This is a genomic window from Symbiopectobacterium purcellii (assembly GCF_052050035.1).
GTDB lineage: Bacteria > Pseudomonadota > Gammaproteobacteria > Enterobacterales > Enterobacteriaceae > Symbiopectobacterium > Symbiopectobacterium purcellii_A.
Genome location: NZ_CP189882.1, coordinates 4,755,862 through 4,777,112 on the forward strand (window position 1 = coordinate 4,755,862; position 21,251 = coordinate 4,777,112).

The following is a 21,251-nucleotide window of genomic DNA, read 5'->3' on the forward strand; positions in this document are numbered from 1 at the left end:
TTTACATAACACAAACATTCAACACCTGCGGATACCACTATGAAATTTAAACACGCCATCAAACCATACCAGAGCGCAGCAGGTGGTTGGGGCTCTTTAGAAGCCACAACCCGCTTTGTGCTCGACAGCAAGCAAGCGCTGAGAAATATCCGAAACTTGCTCCGCGTCAATAAATCGAAAGGTTTTGACTGTCCCGGCTGCGCCTGGGGTGATGATAACAGCAGCACCTTCAGTTTTTGCGAAAACGGGGCCAAAGCAGTGAGCTGGGAAGCCACGCGCAAAGTCATCGATCCGGCGTTCTTTGCCGCCCACAGCGTGAGCAGGCTGCGCCAGCAGAGCGACTATTTTCTCGAGTATCAGGGGCGGTTGACCCATCCGATGCGCTATGATCGCGCCAGCGATCGCTATGTCCCGATTGAGTGGCAGGATGCTTTTGCGCTGATCGCCCGGCATCTCCACGCCCTGGAACCCCCCAATCAGTTGGATCTGTACACCTCGGGATGGGCCAGTAACTAGGCCTCTTACCTGTATCAGCTGTTTGGTCGCCTGTTTGGCACCAACAATTTCCCCGACTGTTCCAATATGTGTCACGAAGCCAGCGGCACCGGTTTAAAGCAAAGCATCGGTGTCGGTAAAGGCACCATTCGCCTTGAAGATTTTGAACATGCCGATGCCATTTTCGTCTTTGGACAAAATCCCGGCACCAACCATCCGCGGATGCTTCACAGCCTGTGCCATGCCGCTGATCGCGGCGCGCACATCGTGTCATTCAATACGCTGCGCGAACGCGGTCTGGAACGCTTTGCCAACCCGCAAAACCCGTTGGAACTGCTGACACCGCTGTCCGGCACTAGCAGCGAAACTTACCTACAACCCCATCTCGGCGGCGATATGGCCGCAGTGCGCGGCATGGTCAAAGCCCTGCTTGAAACAGATCGCCAGCGTCTGGCACAGCAGCAACCGGGACTGTTTGACCGTGCGTTTATCGCCAGCCACACGGCCAACGTTGAGGCGTATCTGGCAGTGGTCGATGCCACCACGTGGGCCGAGATTGAACAGCAATCGGGTTTACGCGAAGCACAATTACGCGCCGTGGCCGATATCTATCAACGCTCGCCGCGCGTCATTTGTACCTGGGCCATGGGTGTCACACAGCATAAACACTCCGTTGCCACGGTGCGAGAGATCGCCAATCTGCAACTGTTGTTTGGTCAGTTAGGCAAGCCGGGCGCAGGGCTATGCCCGGTGCGCGGACACAGCAACGTGCAGGGTAATCGCACCATGGGCATTGATGAGAAACCGAGTCAGGCGTTTCTTGACAGCCTTGGTGCGCATTTTGGTTTCACCCCTGCGCAACAACCCGGCCATAATACCGTGGAAGCGCTGGAAGCCATGCTGCGCGATGAGGCTCGCGTGTTGATCGCGTTGGGCGGTAACCTTGCCGCCGCCGCGCCGGATTCGCCTCGTACCGAAGCTGCATTGCAGCGCTTTCAGCTTACGGTACACATCAGCACCAAACTTAACCGCAGCCACCTGATCACGGGTAAACAAGACGCGCTGATCCTGCCGACACAGGGACGCACCGAGCGTGATATAGCCAAGCGACATTATTTTGATAACAGCCAGCTATGCTTCTTTGCCGCATATCAGGGCATAGGATGTAATCATTTTTAAGTCGGTTGGCTATATCCAAGCCAGCGGCCCACAGTTTGTGACCGTCGAGGACTCATTCAGCATGGTGCACGCCTCGGAAGGTGTAGGCTATCCCCTGTCTGAGCAGCAGCGCTCTGAGACCGCAATCGTGGCTGGCATTGCCAATGCGACGCTGGGCGACCAACCGGTGGATTGGCTGGCACTTGCGGGGGATTATTCTCTGATCCGCGATCATATAGCCGCCACCTTGCCCGGCTTCAACGATTTCAACCTCCGTTGCGAACAACCCGGCGGATTCTATTTAGGCAATGCAGCAGCTGAACTACGTTTCAATACGCCGAACCAGAAGGCCAACTTCGGTGCCGCCGAACTGCCGAAAACCCTGTTTCCGCAGCTTGTCTCTCAGCAGGCTCCTTTTACCCTGCAAACCCTGCGCTCGCACGATCAGTACAACACCACCATTTATGGCCTTGATGACCGCTATCGTGGCGTTTACGGACAACGCGAGGTGCTGTTTATCAATCCGCAGTATATCGCCGCATTGGGGTTGGCTGACGGTGACAACGTGGATATCGAGACAGTGTGGCACGATGGCATCACACGCAAGGTAAGCGGATTTCGGCTGGTCAGCTACAACATTCCTAGCGGTAATCTGGCCGCCTACTATCCGGAAACCAATCCGTTGGTGCCACTCTCAAGCGTAGGTGATGAAACCTTTACGCCGACCTCAAAATCCGTACCTGTGACCATAACCCGCAGTCAACGCAATACAGACACTGAGCGACGTATCGCCTGATACACAGGCGTCTCGGCACTGGCCGGGACGCCTGTGTTCTGCGCCCGTTACGCGCTGCATTGCGGTTACTCTCAAAACGCGAAGATTGCTCTTATTGATATACATCACGCTTGCCGCCAGCACGGGTTTCGCGTAAAACTGTCTGCCATTGATTAGTGTCGTTAATAACCGCATCTGGACATCTCTTTTACTCATTATGTTTCAAGATAATCCGCTGCTTGCCCAGCTAAAACAGCAACTTCACTCCCAAACTCCGCGTGCTGAAGGCGTGGTGAAAGGCACTGATAAAGGGTTCGGCTTTTTAGAAGTCGACGCACAAAAAAGCTACTTTATTCCACCGCCGCAGATGAAGAAGGTGATGCATGGCGATCGTATCGTTGCGACGCTGCACACCGACAAAGATCGCGAAATTGCAGAACCGGAATCCCTGATTGAACCTTTTTTGACGCGCTTTGTTGGCCGCGTGCAGAAAAAGGATGACCGCTTTGCCGTCCTGCCCGATCATCCGCTGTTGAAAGAGGCGATTCCCTGCCGTACCGGGCGCGACATAAATCACACCTTTCAGGATGGTGATTGGGCGGTGGCGGAAATGCGCCGCCATCCGCTCAAAGGCGATCGCAGTTTTCATGCAGAATTAACGCAATACATCACCACTGGCGACGATCCGCTGGCGCCGTGGTGGGTGACGTTGTCACGTCATAATCTTGAGCTTACTGCGCCAGAAATGGACAGTGAATTGACGCTCAATGATAGTAACCTGACGCGCGAAGATTTAACCGCATTGACCTTTGTTACCATCGACAGCGCCAGCACCGAAGACATGGACGATGCGCTGTATGCCAAAGACAACGGCGACGGCACCCTGGAACTCACTATCGCCATTGCCGATCCTACCTCCTATGTGGAAGCGGGCAGTACGCTGGATACGCTGGCGCGTCAACGTGCGTTTACCAACTATCTGCCGGGATTCAATATTCCGATGCTGCCGCGCGTGCTTTCCGACGATCTCTGCTCCCTGCGCGCGCTAGCGCGCCGCCCGGCAGTGGTGTGCCGCGTCACCGTCGCGGCTGACGGTACGCTGGGTGATGATGTGCAGTTCTTTGCCGCCTGGGTAGAATCCAAGGCCAAGCTGGTTTACGACAACGTTTCAGACTGGCTGGAGCAACAGGGTGAATGGCAGCCGGAGAACGATGCCGTTGCCGAACAAATCCGTTTGTTGCACCGCATCGGTCTGGCCCGTAGCACCTGGCGCGCCACCCATGCGCTGGTGTTTAAAGACCGTTCTGATTACCGTTTCCTGCTCGGCGAGCAGGGCGATGTGTTGGATATCGTGGTTGAGCAACGCCGTATCGCCAATCGCATCGTCGAAGAAACCATGATCACCGCCAATATCTGCGCTGCGCGCATGCTTAAAGAGAAGCTGGGCTTTGGCATTTACAACGTGCATAACGGCTTCGAACCGACACAGGTCGATCAGGCCGTGACAGTGTTAAGCAACAACGGTATTGAAGCGGATGCTTCCGCGCTGTTAACGCTAGACGGTTTTTGCAAACTGCGCCGTGAGCTGGATGCGTTACCGACGTCATTCTTAGACAGCCGCATTCGCCGCTTCCAAACCTTCGCTGAAGTCTCTACCACGCCGGGGCCGCATTTCGGTCTGGGGCTGGATGCGTATGCCACCTGGACCTCGCCCATTCGTAAGTTCGGTGACATGATCAACCATCGCCTGTTGAAAGCCATTATTTGCCAGCAACCAGCTGAGAAACCGCAAGATGACAGCACGCAACACATGGCGGAACGCCGCCGTTTGAACCGTATGGCAGAGCGTGACGTTGGTGACTGGCTGTATGCCCGTTTCCTGAAACCGAAAGCCGGTACCGCTGCCCGTTTCCGTGCCGAGATCATCGATGTGACGCGTGGAGGTCTGCGCGTGCGTTTGCTGGACAACGGTGCCGTTGCGTTTATCCCGGCTTCGTTTATTCACGCAGTGCGCGATGAATTAGTCAGCAGCCAGGAAACCGGTACGGTCTCCGTGAAAGGTGAAGTGGTCTACCGCCAAAGCGATACGCTGGACGTGGTATTGACCGACGTGCGCATGGAAACGCGTAGTATCATTGCCAAACCAGCAGCATAATCCTCTGGTGTCGCCAGCCTGTGGGTTGGCGACACCGTTTTTCCCGCATCAGGCTCTCTCCTCACGCATCGTCAGTAGCTAAATCTGAATTTAATTTACAAAAATCCACTCTTGCTCACATTTTCTCATCTGCACCTGCCGCGCATCACGCTGAAATACACTATAGCTAAACGACTTAATTTTGATTACATTATTTAAATGAGCTATTCAATTGATTTTAGACGTAAAGTGATATCTACACGGAAAAACGAAGGGTTGAGTATCCGAGAAACAGCGAAGCAATTTCGGATTGGCCCTGCCTCTGTATCGCGTTGGATTAATCAAATAGAGTCAAAAGCATCGACCACGCGTCAGCGAAAGATCGATAAATCCGAGTTGATAAAAGATGTTGAACAATATCCAGATGCTTACCAAAAAGAACGTGCAGAGCGTTTTGGCGTTTGTCAGAAGGCCATTTGGCAAGCGCTTAAAAAGCTGGGATTGACCTATAAAAAAAACTCTATAGCCAAGCGACATTATTTTGATAACAGCCAGCTATGCTTCTTTGCCGCATATCAGGGCATAGGATGTAATCATTTTTAAGTCGGTTGGCTATACGTCATCCGAAAGCCGACGAAAACGCCCGGCAGGGATTTCAACAAAAAAAACAACAGTATGAAAAAGAAGGTAAACCTATTGTTTTTATTGATGAAAGTGGTTTTTCACACGATACCCCACGGACTCACGGCTATTCCCCAAAAGGTCAACGGTGTTTTGGCCTGAAGAACTGGGGAGCTAGGGGAAGAACAAATGTTATCGGCGCTTTATTAGGCACAACGCTGTTTGCTATCGGATTATTTGATATCAATATTAACAGCGATGTTTTCTATGCCTGGGTCACACAAGTCCTTATCCCAGTACTCCCTAAAAACAGTGTAATCATGATGGACAATGCCACTTTTCACAAAAAACATAATATTCAACAAGTCATCATCGATGCAGGGTATATGGTGGAGTATTTGCCTACATATTCGCCAGATCTTAACCCAATTGAGCATAAATGGGCACAAGCGAAAAGCAAAAAAAGAGAGATGGGTTGCGATACAGAGAGTTTGTTCTCAGTCCATATGGTGTAATCAAAATTAAGTCGCTTGGCTATATGTTTTTAAGGGCTGCGCCGTTTGCTATGGCGTTATGCCCTAAAAGCCAGCAAAACTCTCGCCCCATTAGTTGGGTAACGAAGGAGCCGTTGTCATGAATAATGTCAAGAGCATAGTGATCTGGCTGTTGGTCGCATTAGCGGGGGCTATCTATCGCCTTCGCCATGCTGGCCTTAAGCCGCGGAGAGCATGTTAATGCCGTGTGGTTGGTCATTGCCGCCGTATCCTGCTACAGCATTGCCTACCGCTTTTACAGTCTGTTTATTGCTAAAAAAGTGTTTGAACTGGATGACCGCCGTGTCACGCCGGCTGAACGTCACAATGAAGGGTTAGATTATGTTCCTACCAACAAATGGGTGCTGTTTGGTCACCACTTTGCCGCTATCGTCGGGGCAGGCCCGTTGGTTGGCCCGATTCTCGCCGCGCAGATGGGTTTTCTGCCGGGCACCATCTGGATTTTGGTCGGGGTAATGTTCGCTGGTGCGTTACAGGATTTTCTGGTCCTGTTTATCTCGACGCGCCGCGATGGCCGTTCGCTCGGGGAGATGGCAAAACAAGAGTTGGGCACCTTTGCAGGCATGGTCACCATGCTGGGCGCGCTGGGCGTGATGATCATCATTCTTTCCGCACTGGCCCTGGTGGTGGTCAAAGCGCTGGCACACAGCCCCTGGGGGGTGTTCACCATTGCAGCCACGATCCCGATTGCGCTGTTTATGGGTGTTTACATGCGCTTTCTGCGCCCCGGAAAAATTGCTGAAGTCTCACTGATCGGTTTTGTATTGATGATGATGGCCATCGTGTACGGCGGCGACATCTCAGTCCATCCGTACTGGGGCCCCTTCTTTACCCTGCAAGGCACCACGCTGACCTGGGCGCTGATGATCTATAGCTTTATCGCTTCGGTGCTGCCAGTGTGGCTGCTGTTGGCTCCCCGTGATTATCTTTCTAAATTCCTGAAAATTGGTGTGATTGTCGGTCTGGCCGTGGGTATTGTGCTCGCCACGCCAGAACTGAAAATGCCATCAGTCACTCGCTTTATTGACGGTAGCGGCCCGGGTGCGTTCGCGCGACTGCCCGACAAAATAGGGTAAAAACAGTTGGATCAGCGGGCCAATCGCAAAGGCATACACCACCGTACCCACGCCGATCGTGCCGCCGAGTATCCACCCCACCACCAGCACCGTCAGTTCGATGCCGGTTCGCACATAGCGAATTTGCCATCCGGTGCGCGCCACGATGCCGGTCATCAAGCCATCGCGAGGACCAGGGCCAAAACCAGCACCGATATACATGCCCGTGGCAAGCCCATTGGTGATGACACCCCCAACCAACAGCGCCGTGCGTGCTCCGAGGTGTTCTATTTCTGGCAGTAAATCCAATCCCACGTTGGTGGCCAGCCCAATCACGATAACGTTACTGATGGTCCCCAATCCCGGTCGCTGGCGCAGCGGGATCCACAGCAGCAGCACCAACGCGCCCATCAGGATGATGATAGTCCCCACACTCAGTGGCAAATGCTGCGCTAACCCGAGGTGAAAGACGTCCCACGGGTCCACCCCTAAATTTCCCCGGATCATCATGGCGATTGCAATGCCGTACAGAGCCAATCCCACATACAGTAATCCAAGCCGATACGCCATAGTACTTCACCCCACCATAAACCCTTCGTCACCAACAGGATGACGTCATCAAGGAAGTTGTGCTACATTAACGCAAAATGGACTTTATTTTAAGGTTCAGTTTATCGAAAGTGGCTTTTAATCCGTCTCGGAGTTTACCATGGCTGCACGGCGAATCGGCTCGGCCTCATTACAGCGTCTGCTCGGTAACTGGCAGCAACCCGAATCACGCACTCCGGCTTATCGCCAGTTGGCAGATGGATTGCGGTTGCTGATCCTGGATGGACGTTTGCCGTTGGATACCCGCCTTCCGGGCGAGCGCGACGTGGCAGAAATACTGCACATCAGCCGTACCACGGTAACCGGTGCCTTGACCGAACTGCGCAGCGAGGGCTATCTTGCCAGCCGCCAAGGTTCTGGCTCTCTCACAACGCTGCCCATTGCGCGCACTGAGCCGGATATAGCCCGTTTGCCGTTGCCTGCAGTCGATCTCTCTTGCGCCGCCCTGCCCGCAGGTCCAGAAATCCATCAGGCCTATACCCGCGCCCTGTCTCAGTTGCCAGAGTATCTCGAACACAGCGGCTACGACGCCGCTGGACTGCCACGACTGCGCACAGCGATTGCGCAACGCTACAACGAGCGTGGTCTGCACACCACCGCGGATCAAATCATGGTGGTGAACGGCGCGGTCAGCGGTTTTACCTTGCTGCTGCGGCTGCTGACCGGCCCGGGAGACCGCGTAATTATTGAACACCCGACCTATCCTCACGCAATTGGGGCGATAAAAGGCGCAGCTTGTCGCCCGATTCCCTTAGCACTGCCCGCTCAGGGATGGGATACCGATGGCCTTGCCATCACGATTGCTCAGGCCGCTCCACGCCTCGCTTACCTGATCGCCGATTTTCACAACCCCACCGGTCGCTGCATGGACAGCGCTACGCGCCAGATTGTGGCGGAGATCGCGGCACGTACGCGCACGCCGATGGTGGTGGATGAAACCATGTCTGAACTGTGGTACGACGTTCCGCCACCGCCGCCTTTGATGACAGCGGACACGTCATCATGCTGGGTTCGGCGGGCAAAAGCTTTTGGGGTGGGCTACGACTCGGTTGGATTCGTGCCAGCGCTCGCACCATCGCCGCACTGATACAGATGCGCGATACCGTGGATTTGGGCTCTCCGCTATTGGAACAGCTCGCCTGTGCGGAATTGTTGCAGGATGCAGAACAGATCTTACCTGCACGCCGCGCCGGTTTGCGCCAGCAGCGGGACCAAACCGGGGCTGCTATCGCGCGCCATTTTCCTGAGTGGCAGTTGAATACGCCCAGTGGTGGCCTCTGTTGGTGGGCAGAACTGCCACAGCCGGTCTCCACCATGTTGGCAGCCAATGCAGAAACCTTGGGGATACGAATTGGCGCAGGGCCGCGTTTTGGGATTGAAGGGGCTTTTGAACGCTTTTTACGCGTCCCTTTTACGCTGCCAGTCAGTCGAATTGAAGATGCGCTGACACGCATCAGGCCAGTGTGGGATCGCATTGCAGCCCACCGCGTCAGTTATCCACGAGGTGGGTTGATTTAAGGTTATTGTCCGTAATAGGCGTTTTTACCGTGCTTACGCAGGTAGTGTTTATCCAGCAGTTGCTGCTGCATCGGGCCGACGTCCGGTGTCAACTGGCGGGTAAAGATGCCCATATAGGCAATTTCTTCCAGCACCACCGCGTTGTGCACCGCACTGTCAGCGTCTTTTCCCCAGGCGAAGGGACCGTGCGCGTTGACGAGCACGGCGGGGATATCCAAGGGCGAAAGCTGGCGTTGATGAAAAGTCTCTACAATCACATTCCCCGTTTCCCACTCATAACGGCCGTCGATCTCCGCGTCGGTAATCAGACGGGTGCAAGGGATTGCGCCGTAAAAGTAATCAGCATGGGTAGTACCAAAGGCCGGTAAATCTTTGCCCGCCTGCGCCCAAATTGTCGCATGACGCGAATGCGTATGCACAATGCCACCAATTTGATCAAACGCCAGATAGAGTACGCGATGAGTGTCTGAATCCGATGAGGGCTTCTTGCTGCCTTCAACCACGCGCCCGGTTGCCAGCTCCACCACCACCATATCTTCAGCGGTCATCACCGGGTAAGCCACACCCGACGGTTTAATCACCATCAACCCCTGCTGACGATCGACTGCACTGACATTTCCCCAGGTAAACGTCACCAGGTGATGCGCTCGCAGCGCCAAATTCGCCTCCAACACCTGCTGTTTGAGTTCTTCTAACATCGTTCGCCCCCTTTCATCCGATAGGATATTGTCGGGGAGTCGGGGGGCCACACCTATGGGCTATAGCCAAGCGACATTATTTTGATAACAGCCAGCTATGCTTCTTTGCCGCATATCAGGGCATAGGATGTAATCATTTTTAAGTCGGTTGGCTATAACTGGCTAAAAACCCTGCTACGTTCTGCTGCGCATTACCGTTTATGACAGGGAAGTCATTTATCACCATGCACAGCGTGATGGTACTACGGGCATTTACGAGACACTCGGCGTGAAGCAATTAGGATTTTTCCACCTGCCCAGAGCACTTCCGACGATTATACTGAGAGAAAGAGAGAGATGGCCGACAAGGTCAAATTAAATAGTTCAAATATCGTGTAATGCGATATTTTCCGGCGCCGCGGGCGAAAACATCAGGAGCGGGCGAAAACATCAGGAGAATGAGATGAACGCATCCCACACATTTGAGAGCAGCGAAGGGTTCGGCAGGTAAGGTGTGGATCCTCGCAGACTTACTGCATCATTGTGCCCAACACGGGATGCATAAAGCTCCCTGATAACTGGAGGATCCACGACATGAAATATACCCCTGTTGGCGTCGATATCGCAAAACATCTGATGCAGGTTCATTTCATTAATGAACATACCGGTGAAGTCATCGATAAACAGATAAAGCGCGACGCGCTGCTGGAATACTTCAGCAATCGTGAGCCTTGCCTGATTGGCATGGAAGCTTGCGGCGGTTCCCAGTACTGGGCGCGGGAGCTGGAAAAACTGGGGCATAAGGTCAGACTACTCCAGGGCAAATTCGTCAAGGCCTTCGTGATGGGCAATAAAAATGACGTGATGGATGTCCGTGCTATCTGGATGGCGGTCCAGCAGCCAGCTAAAGCCGTTGCCGTCAAAACTGAGGAACAGCAGGCAGTACTGTCGCTGCACAAAATGCGCCGCCAGTTAGTGAAGTTCCGCACCGCGCAAATCAACTCGCTGCACGGATTGCTGTTGGAGTTCGGCGAAACTGTGCGTAAAGGCCGGGCGTCACTGGACAAGGCGATGCCAGAGGTGCTTGAGCGACTTAAGGAAAAACTGCCACCGTTCCTGATCTACCAGTTTGAAGACCAGCATCGGCGCCTCAATGACCTGGATATGCAGATAGAGGGTATCGAAAAACAGCTTGCCACTTGGGCGAAACAGAATGAGGTCTGTCGGCGGATTATGGACATTCCAGGTGTTGGCCCACTGGTTGCCACCGCAGCAGTTACCATCATGGGAGATGCGGGAGCCTTCCGATCAGGACGGGAGTTCGCAGCCTACATCGGCTTGGTGCCAAAGCAAACAGGCACCGGCGGCAAAGTGAGGCTTCTGGGCATCAGTAAACGCGGCGATGCTTATCTCCGGACGCTGTTTATCCACGGAGCCAGGGCTGCGACGCTGCTGGCGAAAGAGCCGAACCCGTGGGTTACGGAGCTGCTGAAAAGACGGACAACCAGCGTTGCGGTGGTGGGGATGGCTAACAAGATAGCGCGCACGGTGTGGGCCCTGGTGGCACATAGCCGAACTTACGACAAAAAACACGTCAGTGTCAGGCCGTTCTGAACGACAGATACTGGCAAAACATTAACTCTTTTAATAGAAGGGTGAATGCTGAAAGGTTGCTAGGGCAGCCGTAGTGATGACAACGACAGGTAAGACCGTGACTCACTAAACCTGAATGGGGCGTTGAGCTTAAAGCTCGCCAGGAGAATGAGGTGTGAGTCAGCGAATCTCATCGAGGCCCGCAGCAGCGGCTGCAACAAGGCCGAATATAGAGCTGCAACCTACTGTCAATGTCAACACCACGAATGCTTTGCAAACGGGATGCGTTCATATAGATCACCATGGTTGTAAAAAAAGGTTTCGTCGTTACTGCCCTTGCCGTTGCATTAGTCATGACGCTCAGCGACTGTTCCAACATGTCCAAACGCGATCGTAATACCGCCATTGGCGCTGGGGCTGGCGCAGTCGGTGGGGCAATCCTGACCGGTGGCGGCACGCTGGGCACACTGGGCGGAGCAGCCATTGGCGGCATTATTGGTCATCAGGTCGACTAATAGCGAGTGACAGCAGGGGCCGCCCTGCTGTCAGGTTCTGTATTAACCGCCCGCCAGTTTGACCTTCAACCCCTTCGCTTCTAATAGCTGTTTTAACAGATCGCGCTTGTCGCCCTGAATCTCAATGGTGCCCTCTTTCACCGCGCCACCACAGCCACATTTCTTTTTCAGCTCTGCACCCAACGCAGTAAGCGCGGCATCATCCAGATCGAGACCTGTGATAATACACACCCCTTTTCCTTTGCGTCCGCTGGTTTGTCGTTGAATGCGCACCACGCCGTCGCCTTTGGCACGCGCCACCGGAGCGTGTTCTTCCTTGATGCGTCCGGTGTCGGTGGAATAGACCAACCGGCTGTTACTGTCACTCATCCCTGCCCTCCCGCCAATAACGAACGCCGAATCTGCGCCAGCGTGTGCGCCGGATCGGCAGATTGGGTGATCGGACGCCCAATGACCATATAATCAACGCCGGCCGCCTGCGCCTGTTCCGGCGTCATAATGCGACGCTGATCGCCACTGGCACTGCCCGCTGGGCGAATACCCGGCGTGACCAGTTGAAATGCGCTACCACAAACCTGTTTCAGGCGCTGCGCTTCCTGGGCAGAACACACCACACCATCCAATCCACAATCACGGGTCAGCACCGCAAGGCGCTCCGCTTGCTGCGCCGGTGTCGCAGTGATGCCTAACGCCAGCAGATCGTCAGCTTCCATGCTGGTCAATAAGGTAACAGCAATCAGCATCGGCGCATCGGCACCAAAGGGCTGCAATGCCGCTTTCGCCGCTTCCATCATCCGTCGGCCGCCACTGGCATGGACGTTGACCATCCACACCCCTAATTCTGCCGCCGCCGCCACCGCATGCGCAGCTGTGTTAGGGATATCGTGAAACTTGAGGTCGAGAAAAACGTCAAAACCGCGCTGCTGTAATGCCTTAACAAATTGCGGACCGAAGAGGGTAAACATCTCTTTGCCCACTTTCAGCCGACAATCCTGTGGATTGATGCGATCGACAAACGCCAACGCCTGATTCTGGTCAGCATAGTCCAATGCGACAACGATCGGCGACGTAACGGCATGCGGTGGGGTGATGTGTTCGCTCATGTGGCCCTCAGTTTTGCTTTGCGATTAAATCCGTGGAGTGAAATTGGTCCGCGTATAAAAATTTTCCGCCGCATTTTACCCTTCTCGCCCGCGAAAGCCCAGCGACCCTGCCGGACTGTGCCGCATTTCGCGCGGTGTTCACCGCGGATTCGTGCTTAATTAAAAGCATGTTGTAACTAAATCGCGTTTTATAAAATGGACAACACGCATTAGGCACACTGCACGCCTCAGGCTATTGTCCATCCAGACCACGGATCGGTTTGATGCTGTCCCAGGAGCGGCATGAAGGACAGTGCCAGTATAGGGATTGCGAGGTGAAACCACACTTCTGGCAGCTGTAGCGCGGTTTGGTCCGTATCTGTTCTCCCACCATATCGCGCAGCACCAGCAAGCTCTCTTTAGCTCGACCATCTTCGGCTTCACTCAGGTGAAAATCCATCAAGCGATGGAAAACACGCATAGTCGGGTGGCGCTGTAACTGGCGGTTGATGTAGACCTGCGCCACCTCAGCCCCTTCTTTACGCTCAAGGATATCCGCTAACATCAGATCGGCGCTGGCGCCAGTGTTCTCTTCAACACAGCGTTTGAGAAAATCTTCCCATGCCTCCGACGCAGGCAAATGCTGATAGCAGGTTTCCAGCATCGGCAAGATTTCACTGACAAAGGCTTTATCTTGTTCCTTAACCTGCTGGAGCACCTCTGCCGCAGGCCCATAGCGTTCCTGGGCAATATGAATACGCCCCATCATGATCGATGCACGTGCGCACGCTTTGTCCGTTGCTGCGCCCTTTTTGAGTAGCGTCAGGGCTTTATCCAGATCGTCACTGCTCATCGCTTGTAGCGCCAGTTCGCAGTAGAAATGGGCGATTTCCGTATTCAACTGCGGTTGACCGAGTTTGACCAGTTTTTCCGCAATATCGATCGCCTTCTGCCACTCGCTGGTAGCCTGATAAATCTGCAACAGTTGTTGAAGCGCGCTGCGACGAAAATCTTCTTCATCCACTAGCTGGGTGAAGATCTCTTCAGCGCGGTCATACAGCCCGGCGGCCATGTAATCACGCCCCAGTTGCTGCACCGCCAACAAGCGCTGTTCGAAAGATAACGACGCACTTTCCGTCAATGCCTGATGAATGCGAATAGCACGGTCAACCTCACCGCGAGAGCGGAACAGGTTACCGAGCGTCAGGTGTTCTTCAAAGGTGTTACTTTCGTCCTTGATCATGTCAAGGAACAGTTCCACCGCTTTATCTTGCTGATTAGAAAGCAAAAAGTTTACACCTGTCACATATTCTAGCGACAAGCGGTTGGCTTCCTGATCTTTGTCCTGCTGCGCGCTTCTGTGGCCCATGTACCACCCGTATGCGGCGGCCACCGGCAATAACAGAAACAGCAGTTCTAACATAGAGGAGGATCCTTAGTGGGAAACAGAGGGCGCAAAGGGCGATGGTTCGCTCTCTGTTACAGACTGCTGCTGTTCCAGGCGTTTGATTTTACGCTGCGCACGACTCAGTGTGATGCGTAATCGCAGGTAAAATAAACCGCAGATCACCCACCCCAGCACAAACCCCACTGCAAACAGCGTCGCAAGTAGCGTGGAAACACGATATTCGCCCTGCGCCAACAGATAGTTGAAGGTAACAACCTGCTCGTTGTGTGCCCCCAACGTAATGGAAATGATGAATATCGCCAGTACCAATAAGAAGATCAGCAAGTATTTCACATTCTTGTTCCTGAGATATCGCCTTAACCTAATGATTATGCCAAATGTTGGCGCTAAACCCCATAGAATTATCCATTATAGCCGGAGAAAGGGCACGACTAACGGAGGTAGCATCAGGCAAGAGCGGCGGCGCCGCCTGTTTTTGCACCATCTGCTTACAAAAAGCGATGATCGACAAAACGCGATTCAGGCAAAAGCAATTTTATATAGGGCAAGAGCGCGTGGCGAGCTTCCGCCGGAGGCATGAAATGGCCGCTGGCATTACTCCAAAAAGCCAGCAGCTGTTGCACGAATTTCAACACCCCGGCGAAATGCACCTTGGTGACATTCACAAAGGAAGAATGTCATTTTAGGGGGAATCTGCTTAGCGGTTCTTTGAGGCAGGCTAGCGCTGCGCACTGGATTTTATACGGCGCGTCGACAGGGATAATGAAAACATAATAACCGTCAATGTGTGAGGTTACCCCCTCGATCGCATTGACAATGCGGTACTCTGCCCCCCACTTTTCCAATGTGAAAATATCGGTCGGGCCGTAAGGCAATTGCACCGTTTTACCTTTGACGAGGGAGTGCTGAGACGCCAGGGTGACGTTCAACCTCAGATGTATACTCTCTAGCGCATCTTGCAATATGGTTCCATCTTTGGCAATCACATGATTTAGCCTTGCCCGTATCCCCACCTTTATGCACCTTGGTTATTTCTGCACCGCAGAGACCAACTTCCGTTTACGGTTATGTGTATTGGTCACAGAGACGATTTTACGTATCAGACCGTTCAAGGATAGGCGGCGTAAGTGATGATCGCTGACCAAAGCCCATCGGCCTGAAACACCCGTCGGGTTCAGGGTCTGAACCGCAATGCCTGACATCATAAACGGCGTCACTGGTGCTCCTGCTTCACGTTATCATCACCTTGTTTTTCCTGAGACGTTCGCGATAATGGACCGCACCAGCACTGCGCGAGCGTACACGCCAGCACCACTAACACCCAGCTCATCAGGGTGGCCGCGATCAAATCCTGCGGCCAATGCATGCCCAAGGCTAAACGACTGGCCATCACCCCCGATGCCCACACCATCAATACCGCCACGGTTTTATAGTGCCGCCGCGCCCACAACAACCCTACCGCCAGCATCGCCCAGGTTGCCGCGAACAGGGTATGCCCCGATGGAAAGGCAAAGCCGGTTTCAAATTGCCAGTGGGCGCGCAGCCATTCAGGGATCTGCGTTTGTGCCCTCAGTTGCTGCGCCACCAGACGCGCGCGTTCAGGACGCTGCAAAGAATAAAAATAGCGTTCGTCGACATGGTACGTTTTTTCCAGCCAGACGACAAAAGGGCGCGGCTCCTGAAGCCGCTCTTTAATTAACGACTTCATGCCCTGACCAACCAGCACCGTCAGCTCCATGATTGCCAGCACGCCCAACGCCGGTTTGAAACGAAAACGTAAACACAACAAAAACCAGAGCGCCAAGAGTGCGCTGGTCACTATTCCCCAGGGGCGCGTCACCGTTTCCGTGACCCAGAACAGTCCACGCAGCCAAAGTCCCTGTGTTTCGGGTTGCCATTGCCAGCCGCTCACCCCTACGGCAATCGGCAATATCAGCAAAATTCCCGCACCGAGGGCAGTGCGCTTGGCAATGTCGTACATAGCTTCCCCTGTTTCATCCTTCACCCACAAACGCAGATACACACGGTTGAAGCGTGGGCGTAAATCGCAATTTTTTCATAAATTTATCATGAAATCGCCCCGCCTTCGTAAATGGAACGTAAACTACTCCATCGTTATGTCAGTACCTGTGCTGCTGTACATACATCGTGCTGCGGCACAGTCCGGATGAACACAGCAGGGCACCTGCACGGTTTACGCTTGGTTTTATTCCTCAATGGCGTTTTTACTGGTTAATTGCGTTATCCGGCAGTAGGATATGCGCAATCTTTTTGTGTTGGAGATGTAAAATGCAGCTTAAACGGGTGGCCGAAGCAAAATTACCCACCCCCTGGGGCGATTTCCTCATGGTAGGATTCGAAGAGTTAGCCACAGGACACGATCACCTCGCACTGGTTTTCGGTGATATCTCCGGTCCAGCGCCTGTTTTAGCTCGTGTCCATTCCGAATGTTTAACCGGTGATGCATTGTTCAGCCTGCGCTGCGATTGCGGATTCCAACTGGAAGCCGCATTGGGCCATATTGCTGAAGAAGGGCGTGGTGTACTGCTCTATCACCGACAAGAAGGGCGTAATATCGGCTTGTTGAACAAGATTCGCGCCTATGCGTTACAAGACCTGGGGGCGGATACCTTCGAAGCAAATCATCAGCTCGGGTTTGCGGCTGATGAGCGCGATTTCACGCTGTGTGCGGACATGTTCAAGCTATTGGGCGTGAATGAAGTCCGCTTACTGACCAACAATCCGCAAAAAGTAAAAATCCTCAATGACGCAGGCATCAACATTGTTGAACGTGTGCCGTTAGTCGTGGGACGCAACCCGAAAAATGAGCGCTATCTGGCAACGAAAGCGGCCAAGATGGGCCATATGTTGGATCTCCCTCCGCGTTAATCTGTGTCTATAACGATTTATCTGTATTAGTCGCGACTTGATCTGACACATGACCTTGAAAGGTTGAGAGTTACCGGTTTTGATATGGGTGTCTAATCCTTAAACAAAACGCGAGGTAACTCTCATGCTTCATACTAACAATCCCATCATCAAACACAAAACCGGCCTGCTCAATCTCGCCGAAGAACTTGGTAACGTATCAAAAGCCTGCAAGATCATGGGCGTGTCGCGCGACACGTTTTACCGTTATCAGGAACTGGCTGCTGAAGGTGGCATCGATGCACTGGTTAACCAGAACCGCCGGGTTCCCAACCTGAAGAACCGCGCCGACGAAGCCACTGAACGCGCGGTTGTTGAATATGCCGTTGACTTCCCGGCCCACGGGCAGCACCGGACCAGTAATGAGCTGCGTAAAAAAGGCGTATTTATCTCCGCCAGCGGCGTGCGGTCCATCTGGCAACGGCACGATCTGGAGAGCTTCCGTAAACGCCTGAAGGCGCTTGAGGAAAAAGTTGCCAGAGAAGGCATCGTGCTTACCGATGTCCAAATCGCAGCGCTGGAGAAAAAGGTGCATGATGATGAGGCCAGCGGCGAAATCGAGACGGTTCATCCGGGTTATCTCGGGTCGCAGGACACCTTCTACGTTGGCAATCTGAAAGCGGTGGGCCGTATCTACCAGCAGACGTTCGTGGATACGTACTCGAAAGTGGCACACTGCAAGCTTTATACGAGTAAAACGCCGATCACTGCCGCCGACCTGCTAAATGATCGCGTACTGCCGTTCTACGAGGCTCAGGGACTGCCGATGCTGAGAATACTGACCGACAGGGGAACGGAGTACTGTGGTAAGGTGGAGCAGCATGATTACCAGCTGTATCTGGCCATCAACGATATCGACCATACAAAAACGAAGGCGATGTCTCCGCAGACGAACGGCATCTGAGAGCGCTTCCATAAAACGATTTTGCAGGATTTTTATCAGGTTACGTTCCGAAAGAAGTTATATGGGGACCTGGAGAGCCTGCAGGCAGATCTGGACAACTGGTTGTGGCATTACAATAATGAGCGAACTCATCAGGGAAAAATGTGCTGCGGGCGAACGCCAATGGCCACGTTACTTGATGGAAAAGGGGTCTGGGCAGAAAAGGATCTGAACCGGATGTAATCTGACAGACACCTGTATAAATAACCAGTAACTGTCAGATCAGGTCTGAGCTAGTACAATTTATCGTTATAGCTAAACGACTTAATTTTGATTACATTATTTAAATGAGCTATTCAATTGATTTTAGACGTAAAGTGATATCTACACGGAAAAACGAAGGGTTGAGTATCCGAGAAACAGCGAAGCAATTTCGGATTGGCCCTGCCTCTGTATCGCGTTGGATTAATCAAATAGAGTCAAAAGCATCGACCACGCGTCAGCGAAAGATCGATAAATCCGAGTTGATAAAAGATGTTGAACAATATCCAGATGCTTACCAAAAAGAACGTGCAGAGCGTTTTGGCGTTTGTCAGAAGGCCATTTGGCAAGCGCTTAAAAAGCTGGGATTGACCTATAAAAAAAACTCTACGTCATCCGAAAGCCGACGAAAACGCCCGGCAGGGATTTCAACAAAAAAAACAACAGTATGAAAAAGAAGGTAAACCTATTGTTTTTATTGATGAAAGTGGTTTTTCACACGATGCCCCACGGACTCACGGCTATTCCCCAAAAGGTCAACGGTGTTTTGGCCTGAAGAACTGGGGAGCTAGGGGAAGAACAAATGTTATCGGCGCTTTATTAGGCACAACGCTGTTTGCTATCGGATTATTTGATATCAATATTAACAGCGATGTTTTCTATGCCTGGGTCACACAAGTCCTTATCCCAGTACTCCCTAAAAACAGTGTAATCATGATGGACAATGCCACTTTTCACAAAAAACATAATATTCAACAAGTCATCATCGATGCAGGGTATATGGTGGAGTATTTGCCTACATATTCGCCAGATCTTAACCCAATGCCCCATTCCCAGTCGAAACGCAACAAAACGGTAGGGCATTATGCCGCCTGTAAGTGCGTTAAAAATACCTCATTTGGAGAACGATAACCCAGCGATTTTCTGCCTCGCGTATTGAGCAGGTGTTCGAGTGCTGCAACCTTGCGATGGGTGACATAATTGAAGTCCGTTCCCTTCGGGTAAAAACGCCGTATCAGCCCGTTGGTATGCTCATTCAACCCGCGTTCCCAGGAATGATATGGCCGGGCAAAGTAGACCGGTGCCCCCGTGACTTTTGTAATTTCCCCGTGCTGGGAAAATTCAGAACCGTTGTCAGCAGTCAGGGTTTTAAACTCGCAGAAGGTATTGGCAACGATGTCCCTGAAGGCCGCTACCACTGTCTCTGCTCGCTTGTTGGGCAGTTTGCGAATGATGACCAGCTTGACGGCTTTATCGACCACCGTCAGCAGGAATGATTTCTGATCTTTGCCAAAGATGGTGTCAATCTCGAAATGCCCGGGTTCCTGCTTGAGGTCAGCAACGGCCGGCCGCTGCTCAATGCCAACACGGTTGGGAATAGGACCGCGTTTGTTCTCATCGGTCTGATAGTTATACCGTTTACCCCGATGAGGGAGCTGCTGATACAGCTCACCGCCGGCCCGGCGCTCCTGCTGGATATAGCGATAGAGCGAGTTCTTGCTGACGGACAGGCCAAATTCCAGGACCAGGCGCCCACTGATGACCTCAGGTGAGGTGTGGGTAGACAGCGCCGTTCTGATAAAGTCCTGAATGTGCGGTTCAAGCTGGTTAATCACGCTGTCCGGCCGTGTTTTCTGCCGCCGCCCTCTGGCCAACGTTTCGGCCCTTCTGCAGGAATAGACCCCGTTGAAAGCGGCGTCGGTATTGCGTCTGAGTTCCCTGCTGATGGTAGAACGAGGAAGCTCCAGTTCCCGGGCGATGGTGGCCTGGTTAACCCCATCACCACGCCGCTTTTCGATGTAGAACCGTTCTTTGTGAGTCAGATGTTTTCCCTGCATGCAACGGGATCTCCAGTAGGGCCAGAACGGTGATTTTATCCGACTCTGGCCAGTGGGTCACTTTGTTGCGTTTCGAGTGGGAATGGGGCAATTGAGCATAAATGGGCACAAGCAAAAAGCAAAAAAAGAGAGATGGGTTGCGATACAGAGAGTTTGTTCTCAGTCCATATGGTGTAATCAAAATTAAGTCGCTTGGCTATACCTTCGAGCCGACACTGATCGGTAAGAACGAAAAACAGCTTAACGGCTTCGATGACCGCATTATTTCTCTCTATTCCAGAGGGTTATCAACCCGTGATATTCAGGCACACTTTAAAGAAGTCTACGGGGTCGATGTTTCCGCTGGCTTCATTTCTCAAGTGACCAATGCTGTGATGGATGACGTTAAGCGCTGGCAGCAACGGCCGCTGGATGCGCTTTATCCCATTGTTTACCTTGACTGTATTGTTGTCAAAAGCCAGGACGGCGGAGCCGTGGCCAACAAGTCTGTTTATCTGGCCCTCGGCGTCAACGGCCAGGGCGAAAAAGAGCTGCTGGGGCTATGGATAGCCAAAACTGAGGGGGCCAAGTTCTGGTTATGTGTGATGACAGAACTGAAAAATCGTGGGCTAAAGGACATCTTCGTCGCCTGCTGCGATGGCCTGAAAGGCTTTCCTGATGCCATTGAAGCTGTTTACCCGCATACGCGGGTACAGCTCTGCATTGTGCATCAGGTGCGGAACTCGCTGCGCTACGTCGGCTGGAAAGAGCGTAAGGCCGTTGCTGCTGACCTGCGCACCATCTATAGTTCCGCAACGATAGAGGGCGCTGAAGAGGCCCTGGATGCCTTCGCGGCCAAATGGGATGAGCAGTTCCCGACGATCAGCCCGTCGTGGAGAAATAATTGGGAACGTCTCATCGTCATTTTTGACTTTCCGCCGGAGATCCGCAAGGTTATCTACACCACCAACGCAATAGAGTCGTTAAATGCTTCATTACGCAAGATAACGAAAACGCGACGAATATTTCCAACGGATGACTCGGTGCTAAAATTATTCTATCTAGCCTTGCATAATATCTCTGCTAAATGGACCTTGCCAATCAGAGACTGGAAACCTGCTATGAGCCAATTCATGTTGATGTATGGAGAACGAATCTCCGGTTAAGC

18 protein-coding genes and 5 pseudogenes are annotated in these 21,251 nt (G+C 52.8%); 13 read left to right on the forward strand and 10 right to left on the reverse strand.

What is annotated here, in order from left to right; translation table 11 throughout:
* Positions 1–39 precede the first annotated feature (39 nt).
* From ACQGXV_RS32255 to ACQGXV_RS32275, 5 genes and pseudogenes are all read left to right on the forward strand, one after another.
* Positions 40–2,449 (forward strand): annotated as a pseudogene (locus ACQGXV_RS32255) (FdhF/YdeP family oxidoreductase).
* A 196-nt stretch (positions 2,450–2,645) separates the two neighbouring features.
* Positions 2,646–4,583 carry an exoribonuclease II gene (locus ACQGXV_RS32260; RefSeq protein ID WP_440867760.1) on the forward strand — a complete coding sequence of 646 codons (1,938 nt, stop codon included), beginning with the start codon at positions 2,646–2,648 and terminating at the stop codon, positions 4,581–4,583.
* A 198-nt stretch (positions 4,584–4,781) separates the two neighbouring features.
* Positions 4,782–5,165: an IS630 transposase-related protein gene (locus tag ACQGXV_RS32265; RefSeq protein ID WP_440864305.1), complete on the forward strand. Its 384-nt coding sequence runs from the start codon at positions 4,782–4,784 to the stop codon at positions 5,163–5,165.
* A gap of 5 nt (positions 5,166–5,170) precedes the next feature.
* Positions 5,171–5,698, forward strand: a complete 528-nt coding sequence (locus ACQGXV_RS32270; RefSeq protein ID WP_440864306.1) for an IS630 family transposase — start codon at positions 5,171–5,173, stop codon at positions 5,696–5,698.
* Between the two features lie 118 nt (positions 5,699–5,816).
* Positions 5,817–6,777: pseudogene (locus tag ACQGXV_RS32275) on the forward strand (carbon starvation CstA family protein); the annotation flags it as partial.
* On the opposite strand, the gene yczE reads toward ACQGXV_RS32275, so the two are convergent.
* On the reverse strand, positions 6,745–7,362 hold the full coding sequence (gene yczE / locus ACQGXV_RS32280) for a membrane protein YczE (RefSeq protein WP_440864307.1): 618 nt from the start codon (positions 7,360–7,362) through the stop codon (positions 6,745–6,747). The pseudogene ACQGXV_RS32275 and the gene yczE sit on opposite strands and share 33 nt — an antisense overlap.
* A 139-nt stretch (positions 7,363–7,501) precedes the next feature.
* Here yczE and yczR point away from each other — a divergent pair.
* Positions 7,502–8,919, forward strand: a pseudogene (gene yczR, locus ACQGXV_RS32285) (MocR-like transcription factor YczR).
* Between the two features lie 2 nt (positions 8,920–8,921).
* Here yczR and araD read toward each other — a convergent pair.
* Positions 8,922–9,617, reverse strand: coding sequence for an L-ribulose-5-phosphate 4-epimerase (araD, locus tag ACQGXV_RS32290; protein ID WP_440864308.1), 696 nt, complete (start codon positions 9,615–9,617; stop codon positions 8,922–8,924).
* 573 nt (positions 9,618–10,190) lie between these two features.
* On the opposite strand from araD, the gene ACQGXV_RS32295 reads away from it, so the two are divergent.
* Positions 10,191–11,210, forward strand: a complete 1,020-nt coding sequence (locus ACQGXV_RS32295; RefSeq protein ID WP_440864309.1) for an IS110 family transposase — start codon at positions 10,191–10,193, stop codon at positions 11,208–11,210.
* A 281-nt stretch (positions 11,211–11,491) separates the two neighbouring features.
* On the forward strand, positions 11,492–11,704 hold the full coding sequence (osmB, locus tag ACQGXV_RS32300; protein WP_440864310.1) for an osmotically-inducible lipoprotein OsmB: 213 nt from the start codon (positions 11,492–11,494) through the stop codon (positions 11,702–11,704).
* Positions 11,705–11,746: 42 nt separating this feature from the next.
* On the opposite strand, the gene yciH is transcribed toward osmB, so the two are convergent.
* From yciH to pgpB, 7 genes are all read right to left on the reverse strand, one after another.
* Positions 11,747–12,073 (reverse strand): stress response translation initiation inhibitor YciH, encoded by a 327-nt coding sequence (gene yciH, locus ACQGXV_RS32305; protein ID WP_440864311.1) that lies wholly within the window; start codon positions 12,071–12,073, stop codon positions 11,747–11,749.
* Positions 12,070–12,807, reverse strand: coding sequence for an orotidine-5'-phosphate decarboxylase (gene pyrF / locus ACQGXV_RS32310; protein ID WP_440864312.1), 738 nt, complete (start codon positions 12,805–12,807; stop codon positions 12,070–12,072). Before pyrF ends, yciH begins: the two co-directional genes overlap by 4 nt.
* Positions 12,808–13,039: 232 nt before the next feature.
* Entirely contained in the window at positions 13,040–14,209 is a 1,170-nt protein-coding gene (lapB, locus tag ACQGXV_RS32315; RefSeq protein WP_440864313.1) for a lipopolysaccharide assembly protein LapB, read from the reverse strand.
* 12 nt (positions 14,210–14,221) lie between these two features.
* Positions 14,222–14,527 carry a LapA family protein gene (locus ACQGXV_RS32320; RefSeq protein ID WP_440864314.1) on the reverse strand — a complete coding sequence of 102 codons (306 nt, stop codon included), beginning with the start codon at positions 14,525–14,527 and terminating at the stop codon, positions 14,222–14,224.
* A gap of 155 nt (positions 14,528–14,682) precedes the next feature.
* Complete coding sequence (locus ACQGXV_RS32325) at positions 14,683–14,859, reverse strand: hypothetical protein (RefSeq protein WP_440864315.1); 177 nt, start codon at positions 14,857–14,859, stop codon at positions 14,683–14,685.
* Positions 14,860–14,871: 12 nt separating this feature from the next.
* Positions 14,872–15,180 carry a hypothetical protein gene (locus ACQGXV_RS32330; protein ID WP_440864316.1) on the reverse strand — a complete coding sequence of 103 codons (309 nt, stop codon included), beginning with the start codon at positions 15,178–15,180 and terminating at the stop codon, positions 14,872–14,874.
* A 227-nt stretch (positions 15,181–15,407) separates the two neighbouring features.
* Positions 15,408–16,175: a phosphatidylglycerophosphatase B gene (gene pgpB / locus ACQGXV_RS32335; protein WP_440864317.1), complete on the reverse strand. Its 768-nt coding sequence runs from the start codon at positions 16,173–16,175 to the stop codon at positions 15,408–15,410.
* A gap of 308 nt (positions 16,176–16,483) precedes the next feature.
* Here pgpB and ribA point away from each other — a divergent pair, with 308 nt between their 5' ends.
* The 4 genes and pseudogenes from ribA to ACQGXV_RS32355 all read left to right on the forward strand — a co-directional run bounded on the left by ribA (position 16,484) and on the right by ACQGXV_RS32355 (position 19,178).
* Entirely contained in the window at positions 16,484–17,083 is a 600-nt protein-coding gene (ribA, locus tag ACQGXV_RS32340) for a GTP cyclohydrolase II (protein ID WP_440864318.1), read from the forward strand.
* A 124-nt stretch (positions 17,084–17,207) separates the two neighbouring features.
* Positions 17,208–18,248: pseudogene (locus ACQGXV_RS32345) on the forward strand (IS481 family transposase).
* Positions 18,249–18,352: 104 nt separating this feature from the next.
* A complete protein-coding gene (locus tag ACQGXV_RS32350) occupies positions 18,353–18,718 on the forward strand; it encodes an IS630 transposase-related protein (RefSeq protein ID WP_440862584.1) in 366 nt (121 codons plus the stop codon).
* Positions 18,642–19,178 (forward strand): IS630 family transposase, encoded by a 537-nt coding sequence (locus ACQGXV_RS32355; RefSeq protein WP_440867761.1) that lies wholly within the window; start codon positions 18,642–18,644, stop codon positions 19,176–19,178. The genes ACQGXV_RS32350 and ACQGXV_RS32355 overlap by 77 nt, the downstream gene beginning before the upstream one ends.
* On the opposite strand, the gene ACQGXV_RS32360 is transcribed toward ACQGXV_RS32355, so the two are convergent.
* Positions 19,130–20,104, reverse strand: coding sequence for an IS30 family transposase (locus ACQGXV_RS32360; protein WP_440862690.1), 975 nt, complete (start codon positions 20,102–20,104; stop codon positions 19,130–19,132). The genes ACQGXV_RS32355 and ACQGXV_RS32360 overlap by 49 nt on opposite strands.
* A 104-nt stretch (positions 20,105–20,208) precedes the next feature.
* Here ACQGXV_RS32360 and ACQGXV_RS32365 point away from each other — a divergent pair.
* Positions 20,209–21,249, forward strand: a pseudogene (locus ACQGXV_RS32365) (IS256 family transposase); the annotation flags it as partial.
* Between the last annotated feature and the right edge of the window lie 2 nt (positions 21,250–21,251).